This window comes from Enterobacter kobei, assembly GCF_001729765.1.
GTDB classification, from domain to species: Bacteria; Pseudomonadota; Gammaproteobacteria; order Enterobacterales; family Enterobacteriaceae; genus Enterobacter; species Enterobacter kobei.
Map to the genome: position 1 here is coordinate 1,920,488 of NZ_CP017181.1, position 13,881 is coordinate 1,934,368.

Annotated in this window: 15 protein-coding genes and 1 other annotated feature; all 15 genes read left to right on the forward strand. The window is 53.5% G+C overall.

Translation table 11 applies throughout. The features are described 5' to 3' along the window. The first annotated feature begins 28 nt into the window (after positions 1 to 28). The 15 genes from thrS (at position 29) to selO (ending at position 13,876) form a co-directional block, all read left to right on the forward strand. Positions 29 to 1,957, forward strand: a complete 1,929-nt coding sequence (gene thrS, locus BFV64_RS09235; RefSeq protein WP_014883490.1) for a threonine--tRNA ligase — start codon at positions 29 to 31, stop codon at positions 1,955 to 1,957. 3 nt (positions 1,958 to 1,960) lie between these two features. Continuing rightward, positions 1,961 to 2,503, forward strand: coding sequence for a translation initiation factor IF-3 (infC, locus tag BFV64_RS09240; protein WP_059287945.1), 543 nt, complete (start codon positions 1,961 to 1,963; stop codon positions 2,501 to 2,503). Positions 2,504 to 2,600: 97 nt separating this feature from the next. Continuing rightward, positions 2,601 to 2,798 carry a 50S ribosomal protein L35 gene (rpmI, locus tag BFV64_RS09245; RefSeq protein WP_001124225.1) on the forward strand — a complete coding sequence of 66 codons (198 nt, stop codon included), beginning with the start codon at positions 2,601 to 2,603 and terminating at the stop codon, positions 2,796 to 2,798. Between the two features lie 50 nt (positions 2,799 to 2,848). Then, positions 2,849 to 3,205: a 50S ribosomal protein L20 gene (gene rplT / locus BFV64_RS09250; RefSeq protein ID WP_000124850.1), complete on the forward strand. Its 357-nt coding sequence runs from the start codon at positions 2,849 to 2,851 to the stop codon at positions 3,203 to 3,205. A 117-nt stretch (positions 3,206 to 3,322) separates the two neighbouring features. Beyond that, positions 3,323 to 3,447, forward strand: a sequence feature (Phe leader region). Beyond that, positions 3,328 to 3,372: a pheST operon leader peptide PheM gene (pheM, locus tag BFV64_RS25640; RefSeq protein WP_001386830.1), complete on the forward strand. Its 45-nt coding sequence runs from the start codon at positions 3,328 to 3,330 to the stop codon at positions 3,370 to 3,372. Its footprint overlaps the feature before it by 45 nt. Before the next feature lie 62 nt (positions 3,448 to 3,509). Beyond that, entirely contained in the window at positions 3,510 to 4,493 is a 984-nt protein-coding gene (gene pheS / locus BFV64_RS09255; RefSeq protein ID WP_010426091.1) for a phenylalanine--tRNA ligase subunit alpha, read from the forward strand. A 15-nt stretch (positions 4,494 to 4,508) separates the two neighbouring features. Further along, positions 4,509 to 6,896 carry a phenylalanine--tRNA ligase subunit beta gene (gene pheT, locus BFV64_RS09260; protein WP_014883491.1) on the forward strand — a complete coding sequence of 796 codons (2,388 nt, stop codon included), beginning with the start codon at positions 4,509 to 4,511 and terminating at the stop codon, positions 6,894 to 6,896. Positions 6,897 to 6,900: 4 nt separating this feature from the next. Beyond that, complete coding sequence (gene ihfA, locus BFV64_RS09265; RefSeq protein WP_003857805.1) at positions 6,901 to 7,200, forward strand: integration host factor subunit alpha; 300 nt, start codon at positions 6,901 to 6,903, stop codon at positions 7,198 to 7,200. 103 nt (positions 7,201 to 7,303) lie between these two features. Next, the gene (btuC, locus tag BFV64_RS09270) at positions 7,304 to 8,284 is read left to right on the forward strand and encodes a vitamin B12 ABC transporter permease BtuC (RefSeq protein WP_014883492.1); all 981 of its coding nucleotides are present in this window, start codon (positions 7,304 to 7,306) and stop codon (positions 8,282 to 8,284) included. A 33-nt stretch (positions 8,285 to 8,317) separates the two neighbouring features. Beyond that, positions 8,318 to 8,869 carry a glutathione peroxidase gene (locus BFV64_RS09275; RefSeq protein ID WP_014883493.1) on the forward strand — a complete coding sequence of 184 codons (552 nt, stop codon included), beginning with the start codon at positions 8,318 to 8,320 and terminating at the stop codon, positions 8,867 to 8,869. Next, a complete protein-coding gene (btuD, locus tag BFV64_RS09280; protein WP_023332773.1) occupies positions 8,869 to 9,624 on the forward strand; it encodes a vitamin B12 ABC transporter ATP-binding protein BtuD in 756 nt (251 codons plus the stop codon). Before BFV64_RS09275 ends, btuD begins: the two co-directional genes overlap by 1 nt. A 74-nt stretch (positions 9,625 to 9,698) precedes the next feature. Beyond that, positions 9,699 to 10,163: a C40 family peptidase gene (locus BFV64_RS09285; protein WP_014883495.1), complete on the forward strand. Its 465-nt coding sequence runs from the start codon at positions 9,699 to 9,701 to the stop codon at positions 10,161 to 10,163. A 376-nt stretch (positions 10,164 to 10,539) separates the two neighbouring features. After that, positions 10,540 to 11,520, forward strand: coding sequence for an IS5-like element ISKpn26 family transposase (locus tag BFV64_RS09290; RefSeq protein WP_000019445.1), 981 nt, complete (start codon positions 10,540 to 10,542; stop codon positions 11,518 to 11,520). Positions 11,521 to 11,643: 123 nt separating this feature from the next. Beyond that, on the forward strand, positions 11,644 to 12,366 hold the full coding sequence (locus tag BFV64_RS09295) for an EAL domain-containing protein (protein ID WP_069602475.1): 723 nt from the start codon (positions 11,644 to 11,646) through the stop codon (positions 12,364 to 12,366). A gap of 67 nt (positions 12,367 to 12,433) precedes the next feature. Next, positions 12,434 to 13,876: a protein adenylyltransferase SelO gene (gene selO / locus BFV64_RS09300; protein WP_045281800.1), complete on the forward strand. Its 1,443-nt coding sequence runs from the start codon at positions 12,434 to 12,436 to the stop codon at positions 13,874 to 13,876. The last annotated feature ends 5 nt before the right edge of the window (positions 13,877 to 13,881 follow it).

Genomic DNA, 13,881 nt, shown 5'->3' on the forward strand with positions numbered 1-13,881 from the left:
GGGGCATCACTGCAAATAAGGATATAAAATGCCTGTAATTACTCTTCCTGATGGCAGCCAACGCCATTTCGACCGCGCTGTTAGCCCAATGGATGTTGCCCTGGATATCGGTCCTGGCCTCGCGAAAGCGACCATCGCCGGCCGTGTGAACGGTGAGCTGGTTGATGCGTCCGATCTGATTGAAAACGATGCGACGCTTGCAATCATCACCGCGAAAGACGAAGAAGGTCTGGAGATCATTCGTCACTCCTGTGCGCACCTGTTAGGTCATGCTATCAAGCAGCTGTGGCCAAACACCAAAATGGCGATTGGTCCGGTTATCGACAACGGTTTCTACTATGACGTTGACCTTGACCACACCCTGACCCAGGAAGATATCGACGCGCTCGAAAAACGTATGCACGAGCTCGCCGAAACGAACTATGACGTCATCAAGAAGAAAGTCAGCTGGCACGAAGCGCGTGAAACCTTCGTCAAGCGTGGCGAGAGCTATAAAGTCTCTATTCTTGACGAGAACATCTCTCATGATGACAAGCCAGGCTTGTACCATCACGAAGAATACATCGACATGTGCCGTGGACCGCACGTGCCGAATATGCGTTTCTGTCATCACTTTAAACTGATGAAGATCGCAGGCGCCTACTGGCGTGGCGACAGCAACAACAAAATGTTGCAGCGTATTTATGGTACCGCATGGGCCGATAAAAAAGCCCTGAACGCCTATCTGCAGCGCCTGGAAGAAGCGGCGAAGCGTGACCACCGTAAAATCGGTAAACAGCTTGACCTGTATCACATGCAGGAAGAAGCGCCGGGTATGGTATTCTGGCATAACGACGGCTGGACCATCTTCCGTGAACTGGAAACGTTCGTACGCTCCAAGCTGAAAGAGTACCAGTACCAGGAAGTAAAAGGCCCGTTCATGATGGACCGTGTGCTGTGGGAAAAAACCGGCCACTGGGACAACTACAAAGATGCGATGTTCACCACCTCGTCCGAGAACCGTGAATACTGCATTAAGCCAATGAACTGCCCGGGCCACGTTCAGATCTTCAACCAGGGTCTGAAATCCTACCGTGACCTGCCGCTGCGTATGGCGGAGTTCGGTAGCTGCCACCGTAACGAGCCATCAGGTGCGCTTCACGGTCTGATGCGTGTTCGTGGCTTTACTCAGGATGATGCGCATATCTTCTGTACTGAAGATCAGGTTCGTGATGAAGTTAACGCCTGTATTCGTATGGTCTACGATATGTACAGCACCTTTGGCTTTGAGAAGATCGTGGTCAAACTCTCAACGCGTCCGGAAAAACGTATCGGTAGCGATGAGACATGGGATCGCGCAGAAGCGGATCTCGCCGTGGCGCTGGAAGAGAACGGTATTCCGTTCGAATACCAGCTGGGCGAGGGCGCATTCTACGGTCCGAAAATTGAATTTACCCTGTATGACTGTCTCGACAGAGCTTGGCAGTGCGGTACTGTACAGCTGGACTTCTCCCTGCCGCAGCGTTTAAGCGCCTCTTATGTTGGCGAAGACAACGAACGTCAGGTACCGGTTATGATTCACCGTGCAATCCTCGGTTCACTGGAGCGCTTCATCGGCATCCTGACCGAAGAGTTCGCGGGCTTCTTCCCAACCTGGCTTGCGCCAGTGCAGGTAGTGGTGATGAACATTACCGATTCTCAGGCAGATTACGTTAAAGAATTGACGCAGAAACTACAAAATGCGGGCATTCGCGTAAAAGCAGACTTGAGAAATGAGAAGATTGGCTTTAAAATCCGCGAGCACACTTTACGTCGTGTCCCGTATATGTTGGTCTGTGGTGATAAAGAGGTGGAAGCAGGCAAAGTTGCCGTTCGCACCCGCCGTGGTAAAGACCTGGGCAGCCTGGACGTAAGTGAAGTGATTGAGAAGCTGCAACAAGAGATTCGCAGCCGCAGTCTTCAACAACTGGAGGAATAAGGTATTAAAGGCGGAAAACGAGTTCAAACGGCACGTCCGAATCGTATCAATGGCGAGATTCGCGCCCAGGAAGTTCGCTTAACAGGTCTGGAAGGCGAGCAGCTGGGGATTGTGAGTCTGAGAGAAGCAATCGAAAAGGCTGAAGAAGCTGGAGTAGATTTAGTTGAAATCAGCCCTAACGCCGAACCGCCAGTTTGTCGTATCATGGACTACGGCAAGTTCCTTTATGAAAAGAGTAAGTCTTCTAAGGAACAGAAGAAGAAGCAAAAAGTTATCCAGGTTAAGGAAATCAAATTCCGTCCTGGTACCGACGATGGCGATTATCAGGTAAAACTCCGCAGCCTGATTCGCTTTCTGGAAGATGGCGATAAGGCCAAGATCACACTGCGTTTCCGCGGTCGTGAAATGGCCCACCAACAGATCGGTATGGAAGTGCTTAACCGCGTCCGTGAAGATCTGAGTGAACTGGCAGTAGTCGAATCCTTCCCTACGAAGATCGAAGGCCGCCAGATGATCATGGTGCTCGCTCCTAAGAAGAAACAGTAAGGCCTTCAAGCAGCAAAATCTGTGGAGCCTTCGGGTTTCATAGGTTTTGTTCGCCTATGTTTCGTTTATTTAACAATGCGAAGTGGAAGTTATTAAAATGCCAAAAATTAAGACCGTACGCGGTGCTGCTAAGCGCTTCAAAAAAACCGGTAAAGGTGGTTTTAAGCACAAGCACGCTAACCTGCGTCACATTCTGACTAAGAAAGCTACCAAGCGTAAACGTCACCTGCGTCCAAAAGCCATGGTTTCTAAAGGCGATCTGGGCCTGGTAATCGCGTGCCTGCCGTACGCATAAGTCGTTAACGTTTAACTTTTTTAACTTAGAATAGATACAGGAGAGCACACATGGCTCGCGTAAAACGTGGTGTAATTGCACGTGCACGTCACAAGAAAATTTTGAAACAAGCTAAAGGCTACTACGGTGCGCGTTCACGCGTATACCGCGTTGCCTTCCAGGCTGTTATCAAAGCAGGTCAGTACGCTTACCGTGACCGTCGTCAGCGTAAGCGTCAGTTCCGTCAACTGTGGATTGCGCGTATCAACGCAGCAGCACGTCAGAACGGTATTTCTTACAGCAAATTCATCAACGGCCTGAAAAAAGCCTCTGTTGAAATCGACCGTAAGATCCTGGCTGACATCGCAGTATTCGACAAAGTAGCGTTCACCGCTCTGGTCGAAAAAGCGAAAGCAGCACTGGCATAAGCCAGTTGAGAGAGGGGGCTTTGCCTCCTCTTTTCATTTAACACCATCAGAAGATTGACATTTATCCGTGCAGGCTTTTCAATAAGTTCTCAACGGTTTTTACCCAACAAGGTAACGCAAGCATGAATGCTGCTATTTTCCGCTTCTTCTTTTACTTTAGCACCTGACTCCAGGAGGCTAGCGCGTGAAAGATGAAACGAAAAACAGCGCCAGATAAGCCTCCCGATGGAGGCTTTTTTTGTATCTGAATTTGAGAGAATAACTCCACCAAATCGGTGTCTGCACCGACATAATGAGGAAAATCATGTCACATCTCGCAGAGCTGGTTGCCAGTGCAACAGCCGCCATTAATCAGGCCTCAGATGTTGCCGCGTTAGACAATGTCCGCGTCGAATATCTTGGGAAGAAAGGGCACCTGACCCTTCAAATGACAACCCTGCGTGAACTGCCGCCAGAAGAACGCCCGGCAGCGGGTGCGGTGATTAACGAAGCTAAAGAGCAGGTGCAGCAGGCACTGAACGCGCGTAAAGCCGAACTGGAAAGCGCGGTGCTGAATGCGCGCCTGGCCGCAGAGACGATCGACGTTTCTCTGCCGGGTCGCCGTATCGAAAACGGGGGGCTGCATCCGGTTACCCGTACCATCGATCGCATTGAAAGTTTCTTCGGTGAGCTCGGCTTTACCGTGGCGACTGGCCCGGAAATTGAAGATGATTATCACAACTTCGATGCCCTGAATATTCCTGGCCATCATCCGGCACGCGCTGACCACGACACTTTCTGGTTTGACGCCACGCGTCTGCTGCGTACCCAGACCTCTGGCGTACAGATCCGTACCATGAAGGATCAGGAACCGCCAATCCGCATCATCGCGCCGGGTCGCGTCTATCGTAACGATTACGATCAGACCCATACCCCAATGTTCCACCAGATGGAAGGTCTGATTGTTGATAAAAACATCAGCTTCACCAACCTGAAGGGCACTTTGCACGATTTCCTGAACAACTTCTTCGAGGAAGACCTGCAGGTTCGTTTCCGTCCATCCTACTTCCCGTTCACTGAACCGTCTGCGGAAGTTGACGTGATGGGCAAAAACGGCAAATGGCTGGAAGTGCTGGGTTGCGGCATGGTGCATCCAAATGTACTGCGCAACGTCGGTATCGATCCGGAAGTGTACTCCGGCTTTGCCTTCGGTATGGGCATGGAGCGTCTGACCATGCTGCGTTACGGTGTGACCGATTTACGTGCATTCTTCGAAAACGATCTGCGTTTCCTCAAACAGTTTAAATAAGGGCAGGACAGAACAATGAAATTCAGTGAACTGTGGTTACGCGAATGGGTCAATACCACGCTGGACAGCGACGCGCTGTCTGACCAGATCACCATGGCGGGCCTGGAAGTTGACGGCGTTGAGCCGGTTTCCGGTGCCTTCACCGGCGTCGTGGTCGGTGAAGTGGTCGAGTGCGGCCAGCATCCGAACGCCGACAAACTGCGCGTGACAAAAGTGAATGTCGGCGGCGACCGCCTGCTGGACATCGTTTGCGGTGCGCCAAACTGCCGTCAGGGCCTGAAAGTCGCCGTGGCAACCGTGGGTGCGGTACTGCCGGGTGATTTCAAAATTAAAGCGGCTAAACTGCGCGGTGAGCCTTCTGAAGGTATGCTGTGCTCCTTCTCCGAGCTGGGTATTTCCGACGATCACAACGGCATCATTGAGCTGCCGCTGGATGCGCCAATTGGCACCGATATCCGCGAATACCTGAAGCTTGATGACAACACCATCGAGATCAGCGTTACGCCAAACCGCGCTGATTGCTTAGGTATCATCGGCGTGGCGCGCGACGTGGCCGTGCTGAACCAGACCGAACTGAACGCCCCGGAGATCGTACCGGTAGAAGCGACCATCAGTGACGTACTGCCTATTCAGGTTGACGCCGCAGATGCTTGCCCACGCTACCTCGGCCGCGTGGTAAAAGGCATCAACGTGAAAGCGCCAACACCACTGTGGATGAAAGAGAAACTGCGCCGCTGCGGCATTCGCTCTATCGACGCGGTGGTTGACGTCACCAACTACGTTCTGCTGGAACTGGGTCAGCCAATGCATGCGTTCGATAAAGATCGTATCGAAGGCGGTATTGTTGTCCGTATGGCAAAAGAGGGCGAAACCCTGGTTCTGCTTGATGGCACCGAAGCGAAGCTGAACGCGGATACGCTGGTGATTGCTGACCACAGCAAAGCGCTGGCGATGGGCGGTATTTTCGGTGGCGAACACTCTGGAGTAAATGACGAAACGCAAAACGTCCTGCTGGAATGCGCCTTCTTCAGCCCGCTCTCTATCACCGGTCGCGCACGCCGTCATGGCCTGCACACCGATGCGTCTCACCGCTACGAGCGTGGCGTTGACCCTGCGCTGCAGTACAAAGCGATGGAGCGAGCGACTCGCCTGCTGATCGACATCTGCGGCGGTGAAGCCGGTCCGGTTATCGATGTCACTCACGAAGCGACGCTGCCGAAACGCGCAACCATTACCCTGCGCCGCAGCAAGCTCGATCGCCTGATTGGTCATCATGTTGCCGATGCCCAGGTGACCGACATTCTGACGCGTCTGGGCTGTGAAGTGACCGAAGGTCAGGACGAGTGGAAAGCCGTTGCGCCATCCTGGCGTTTTGACATGGAAATCGAAGAAGATCTGGTGGAAGAAGTGGCCCGCGTATACGGCTACAACAACATCCCGGACGAGCCCGTTCAGGCCGGTCTGGTGATGGGTACCCATCGTGAAGCCGACCTGTCCCTGAAGCGTGTGAAAACCATGCTTAACGACAAAGGCTACCAGGAAGTGATCACCTACAGCTTTGTTGATCCTAAGCTGCAGCAACTGATCCACCCGGGCGAGGAGGCGTTGATCCTGCCAAGCCCAATCTCCAGCGAAATGTCCGCAATGCGTCTGTCCCTGTGGACCGGGCTGCTGGGCACTATCGTTTACAACCAGAATCGCCAGCAAAACCGCGTGCGAATTTTCGAAAGCGGTTTGCGCTTTGTACCGGATAATCAGGCAAATTTAGGCATCCGTCAGGATCTCATGCTGGCTGGTGCTATCAGTGGCAACCGTTATGAAGAGCACTGGGACCTGGCAAAAGGTACGGTTGATTTCTACGATATGAAAGGCGATCTGGAAGCCATTCTGGATCTGACCGGTAAATTATCTGAAATTGAATTCCGTGCAGAAGCGATTCCAGCCCTGCATCCGGGCCAGAGTGCGGCGATCTATTTAGACGGCAAACGCATTGGTTTCATTGGTGTTGTTCATCCTGAGCTGGAGCGTAAGCTGGACCTGAACGGCCGTACCATCGTGTTTGAGCTGGAGTGGAGCCCGGTTGCAGACCGCGTCATTCCTCAGGCGCAGGACGTCTCCCGCTTCCCGGCGAACCGCCGTGATATCGCGGTTGTGGTCGCGGAAAACGTTCCCGCAGCAGATATTTTGGCCGAATGTAAGAAAGTTGGCGTAAATCAGGTAGTTGGCGTAAACTTATTTGACGTGTACCGCGGCAAGGGCGTAGCAGAAGGTTTCAAGAGCCTCGCTATCAGCCTTATCCTTCAGGATACCAGCCGTACACTCGAAGAAGAGGAGATTGCCGCTACCGTCGCCAAATGTGTAGAGGCATTAAAAGAGCGATTCCAGGCATCATTGAGGGATTGAACCTATGGCGCTTACAAAAGCTGAAATGTCAGAATATCTGTTTGATAAGCTTGGGCTTAGCAAACGGGATGCCAAAGAGCTGGTAGAGCTGTTTTTCGAAGAGATCCGTCGTGCTCTGGAAAATGGTGAGCAGGTAAAACTCTCCGGTTTTGGCAATTTTGATTTGCGAGACAAAAACCAACGTCCGGGCCGTAACCCGAAGACGGGGGAAGATATTCCCATTACAGCCCGCCGCGTGGTGACCTTCAGACCCGGCCAGAAGTTAAAAAGCCGTGTCGAAAACGCAACGCCCAAAGCAGAGTAATATGAACTAACCAAAAAGGCCGCCCACGCGGCCTTTTTTCTTTGCGCTCTCTGGCAAACCGACCGTAAAATCAAAGACATCACACGCTAATAAAACCACGCTCATGCTTGATTATGCTCATCGCCAACACCGTTCCGACCGACGTCGCCTGCTATTGCTGGCGCTGTTGCTGATTGTCGCCGCGGGTATCAGCCTCTGCGCGGGCGACAGCTGGATTGGGCCCGAACGCTGGCTGGGGCCTGACGGGCAACTCTTCGTCTGGCAAATTCGTCTGCCGCGCACCGTGGCGGTGATGCTGGTCGGTGCTGCACTGGCGCTGTCAGGTACCGTTATGCAGGCGCTGTTTGAAAACCCGCTGGCGGAACCCGGGCTGCTCGGGGTGTCGAACGGTGCAGGCGTCGGGCTGATTGCGGCGGTAATGCTGGGCGGAGGAGAACTCTCCGGATGGAGTATTAGCCTCAGCGCCATTTTCGGCGCATTACTGATCACCATCATCCTGCTTCGCTTTGCCAGACGCCACTTGTCGACCAGCCGCCTGCTGCTTGCCGGGGTTGCGCTGGGGATCATCTGCAGCGCGCTAATGACCTGGGCGGTATACTTCTCGACCTCCTTTGACTTGCGTCAGCTGATGTACTGGATGATGGGCGGCTTTGGTGGCGTTGACTGGCATCAGGGCTGGCTGATGGCACTTCTGGTGCCTGGAATTGTATGGGCAGCCCTGCAGGCGCAGCCGCTGAACATGCTCGCGCTGGGGGAGATCTCAGCACGTCAGCTCGGCATGCCGATGGCGTTCTGGCGTAACGTGCTGGTCATTGCCATCGGTTGGCTGGTGGGCGTGAGCGTGGCGCTGGCGGGAGCGATTGGTTTTATCGGGTTGGTTATCCCGCATATGCTGCGTCTGTGTGGCTTCACGGACCATCGAACCTTGCTTCCGGCTTCGGCCGTGGCCGGAGCCGTCACGCTGCTGGTGGCTGATATCATCGCTCGTCTTGCCCTGACAGCCGCGGAGTTACCGATTGGTGTGGTAACCGCCACGCTGGGCGCGCCAGTCTTTATCTGGCTACTATTAAAATCCGGACGTTAAAAAACGACCCATAAGACAACCTGAGGGAATGCTATGCAGACTGATATCCTGAATACCGAAGTGACGACCATTGATGGCGAGAAAACCACGCTGGAAAGCTACAAAGGCAACGTGTTGCTTATCGTCAACGTGGCGTCCAAATGCGGCCTGACGCCACAGTACGAACAGCTGGAGAACATTCAGAAAGCCTGGGAGAAAGACGGTTTCACCGTGCTGGGCTTCCCGTGCAACCAGTTCCTGGGCCAGGAGCCGGGCAGCGAAGAAGAGATCAAAACCTTCTGCAGCACCACCTATGGCGTAACGTTCCCGATGTTCAGCAAAATTGATGTTAACGGCGAAGATCGCCATCCGCTGTACGCGAAGCTGATTGCTGCCGCGCCGAAGGCCGTTGCGCCTGAGGGCAGTGGTTTTTACGAGCGTATGGCCAGCAAAGGCCGCGCGCCGCTCTATCCGGACGATATTCTGTGGAACTTCGAAAAATTCCTGATCGGTCGCGACGGCCAGGTCGTTCAGCGCTTCTCGCCGGATATGACGCCTGAGGATCCGATTGTCATGGAATCGATCAAGCTGGCGCTGGCAAAATAATGTCACTGCTGATGCAGCTCACGGACGTCGCCGAGAAGGGGCGTCTGGAGCCGATGACCGGCGCTATCAATGCGGGGGAAATCCTGCATCTGGTTGGGCCAAACGGCGCGGGAAAAAGCACGCTGCTGGCGCGGATGGCAGGGCTGACCACCGGGCCCGGGCAGATCACACTGCTGGAACATCCTCTTGCTGACTGGTCTCCCGGCTCGCTGGCCCACCGGCGCAGCTATCTGGTGCAGCAGCAGGTGCCGCCGTTTGCGATGCCGGTCTGGCATTATCTGATGCTGCATTTGCACGACAAACAGAATACGGCACTGCTTACGGAGGTGGCGGCGGCGTTAGGACTGGAAGATAAACTGCCCCGCCATGCCAGCCAGCTTTCCGGCGGTGAATGGCAGCGAGTGCGTCTGGCGGCGGTCATTCTGCAGATCCACCCCGCAGGCAACCCTCACGGGCGGATGTTGCTCCTGGACGAACCCATGAGTGGTCTGGATGTCGCCCAGCAGGCGGCGCTGGATTCGCTGTTAAGCGCGTTGAGCCGGAAAGGTATTGCCGTGGTGATGAGCAGCCACGACCTTAACCATACGTTGCGCCATGCCCATCGGGTGTGGCTACTGTCGCGCGGCAGGATGATTGCCAGCGGCGCGCGGGACCAGGTTCTTACGCCGCCACATCTGGCACGTGCCTATAACATGTCGTTCCGCAGGCTGGATATCGAGGGACATAAGATGCTGATTTCTACGGGGCAGGAGTAACCGTTTCTTGCCTGTTAACGCACTTGCGCGCTAAATTACCGAAAGAACAATAAAAGCAGAGGATTCGTCTGAAAATGCGATTCTGGTTTATCCTGGTGGCGGCACTCTTTCTTGCGGGATGCAGCAGCCATCGTGCACCGCCGCCTAATCCGCGGCTTTCAGATTCTATCACCGTCATTGCCAGTCTGAACGACCAGCTGAGCAACTGGCGCGGGACGCCTTATCGCTACGGCGGTATGAGTCGCGGCGGGGTGGACTGCTCTGGTTTTGTGCTGATGACGTTTCGTGACAAGTTTGATTTACAGCTTCCGCGCGAAACGCGCAAGCAGGCTGAAATTGGGACTGAAATTGATAAAGACGATCTGCTGCCGGGAGACCTGGTCTTTTTCAAAACCGGTTCGGGAGAAAGTGGCCTGCATGTCGGCATTTATGACACGGACAACCAGTTTATTCATGCCTCAACAAGCCGTGGTGTGATGCGCTCTTCTCTGGATAATGTTTACTGGCGTAAAAATTTCTGGCAGGCACGACGTATTTAATCTGCCCGAACACGTCTCACTGCCGGCAGGGTAACTATTAAATCATGCCGGTTTTTCTTGAATAAGCTGATTAAAGTTAAATTTACCTAAAATTAGCGTCATCCTTATGTGTCTGTTTTATCTAAAACTGGCTATTACTCTGTAACCAGGATAAGATTATTTTAGATTCAGGGATAAATCTGAAAATTAATACGGAACTAATGAAATTAAACTTATTAAAATCAAGACAGTGGAATTGTGTCGGCAATTGCTCCAGGATGTCCTCTCTCATCTTTAATGCGGGGCGAGTGCAATGATGATTACGCTAGGGAAGGTGCGAACAAGTTCCTGATATGAGATCATCATATTCATCCGGAGCGCATCCCAGAGGGACATCATGAGCCATCAACTCACCTTCGCCGATAGTGAATTCAGCACTAAGCGCCGTCAGACCCGAAAAGAGATTTTCCTCTCCCGCATGGAGCAGATTCTGCCATGGCAGAATATGACCGCTGTCATCGAGCCGTTTTATCCCAAGGCGGGCAATGGCCGACGGCCCTATCCGCTGGAGACCATGCTGCGTATTCACTGCATGCAGCATTGGTACAACCTGAGCGACGGTGCCATGGAAGATGCCCTGTACGAAATCGCCTCCATGCGCCTGTTTGCCCGATTATCCCTGGATAGCGCCCTGCCGGATCGCACCACCATCATGAATTTCCGCCACCTGCTCGAGCAGCATCAACTGGCCCGTCAATTGTTCAAGACCATCAATCGCTGGCTGGCCGAAGCAGGCGTCATGATGACCCAAGGCACTTTGGTGGATGCCACCATCATTGAGGCACCCAGCTCTACCAAGAACAAAGAGCAGCAACGCGATCCGGAGATGCATCAGACCAAGAAAGGCAATCAGTGGCACTTTGGCATGAAGGCCCACATTGGTGTCGATGCCAAGAGTGGCCTGACCCACAGCCTGGTCACCACCGCGGCCAACGAGCATGACCTCAATCAGCTGGGTAATCTGCTTCATGGAGAGGAGCAATTTGTCTCAGCCGATGCCGGCTACCAAGGAGCGCCACAGCGCGAGGAGCTGGCCGAGGTGGATGTGGACTGGCTGATCGCCGAGCGTCCCGGCAAGGTAAAAACCTTGAAGCAGCATCCGCGCAAGAACAAAACGGCCATCAACATCGAATACATGAAAGCCAGCATCCGTGCCAGGGTGGAGCACCCGTTTCGCATCATCAAGCGGCAGTTCGGCTTCGTGAAAGCCAGATACAAAGGGCTGCTGAAAAACGATAACCAACTGGCGATGTTATTCACCCTGGCCAACCTGTTTCGGGTGGACCAAATGATACGTCAGTGGGAGAGATCTCAGTAAAAACCGGAAATAACGCCAGAAATGGTGGAAAAAATAGCCTAAATAGGCTGATTCGATGTGTTTGCGGGAAAAAAATCGGCCCAGATCCGCGAAATTTTAATCAGCGAGTCAGCTTGGGAAGAAATGACCTGCTTATTCGCACCTTCCCTAGATAATGCATACCAGTCTGAACTGATGCTTTTGCCTGCACGTAATAGTGCTGGCGAGCTTAAAGGTTTAGAGGTTCTGGTTAACTTTACTGGCGTCGGCACCGATGTGAGGATCCCCACTGAGCTCGTTATCCCCCGGCTTTCAGCGGCAGAAGAGTTAGCGCTGTTTAACGAAAAACTGCAATTGCTTGATACCTGTAAACTGTTTTTTATTCAGCATCAGTTAATTGCATGGATCAATATTACACCGGCTATTGTTGAATTTTTATTAAGTAATGGGAATGCTGTTTCAATTCTTGAGCGGTATCCTTTTCTTGAGTTTACTGTTAATGAGAATTATCCAGGTTTAAATAACGGAAAGGATGATCTGCAACTGGCGAGAATGGCGATCCATTTCCCCCTGGTCCTCGCAAACTTTGGTGCAGGCGCGGCATCGCTCAAAGCTGTCTATGATGGATTATTTAAACGGGTGATTCTCGATAAAGGTTTCATCCAGCAGCGGGCTTCGGAGCTCTCTTTCGAACCTTTTATGCGCGCTATCCTCTGGCAAATAACGCCGCACTGCCAGTCGGTGATCGTCTCCGGTATTGACGACCACGGTCTGCTGCAACGCGTCTTGTCCTTCAATTTTGGCGCCATGCAGGGCACGCTGTGGCCCGCTGTCCCGGCGGAGCACGTCACGACGCTGGTTCAGTAGCGATAACCCTGTCTTTCGCCCGTGTTTAAGTTCGGGCAAACCCTCTACACTAAAAGCAGGAGGACTTATGACCCTGTCTTTTACTGCTCACTGGCATGACGAGTTGCCTGGCTTTTACACCGCACTCAAACCCACACCGTTACACAATTCACGTCTTATCTGGCACAACGACCGGCTGGCCGATGAACTGGCCGTTCCGCCTGAGATGTTTAAGCCTTCCGGGGGCGCGGGCGTCTGGGGAGGCGAAACGCTTCTGCCCGGTATGCAACCCCTTGCCCAGGTCTATAGCGGACACCAGTTTGGCGTCTGGGCGGGACAGCTGGGCGACGGCAGGGGGATCCTGCTGGGTGAACAACAGCTTTCCAACGGAGAGACGGTTGACTGGCATCTGAAAGGTGCAGGTCTTACCCCTTATTCTCGGATGGGCGATGGCCGCGCAGTATTACGTTCAACAATACGTGAATGCCTGTCCTCTGAAGCCATGCATGCTCTGGGGATCCCCACCACGCGCGCGCTGTCGATTGTCACCAGCGACACGCCGGTTATGCGCGAAACGGTAGAAAAAGGGGCGATGCTGATGCGTATCGCACAAAGCCATCTGCGCTTTGGCCATTTTGAGCACTTTTACTATCGTCGTGAGACGGACAAGGTTCGTCAGCTCGCGGACTACGCTATTCGTCGCCATTGGGCGCATTTGCAGGATGAGGCTGATAAATACGTTCTCTGGTTCCGGGACGTGGTCGCCCGTACCGCCAGGATGATTGCTCGCTGGCAAACGGTGGGCTTTGCTCATGGGGTAATGAACACTGACAATATGTCGCTCCTCGGGCTGACCTTTGATTATGGGCCGTTTGGTTTTCTGGATGATTATCAGCCGGGTTATATCTGCAACCACTCTGACTATCAGGGACGTTACAGTTTTGACAACCAGCCAGCGGTTGGGCTATGGAACCTGCAGCGGTTTGCGCAAACATTGTCGCCGTTTATGGATGTCGATGCCCTGAATGATGCACTCGACAGCTATCAGGACGTTTTGCTGCGAGAATATGGCACGCTGATGCGCAACAAGCTGGGGCTGATGACCCAGGAGAAAGGGGATAACGAGATCCTGAACGATCTGTTTGCACTGATGGCGCGTGAGGGGAGTGATTATACCCGCACTTTCCGGATGCTGGGCCAGACGGAGCAGCACAGTGCTGCATCGCCGCTGCGCGACGAGTTTATTGACAGGCAGGCCTTTGACGACTGGTTTGCACGTTACCGCTCCCGCTTGCAGCAGGAACAGGTCGATGACGCCGCCCGTCAGACGCAGATGAACGCGACGAATCCCGCGATGGTGTTGCGCAACTGGCTGGCGCAGCGGGCGATTGAACAGGCAGAGCAGGGAGAGTATGACGAGTTGCACCGTCTGCACCTGGCGTTGCGCACGCCGTTTGCCGACCGGGATGATGACTATATCAGCCGCCCGCCAGACTGGGGCAAACGGCTGGAAGTGAGTTGCTCAAGTTAAACATT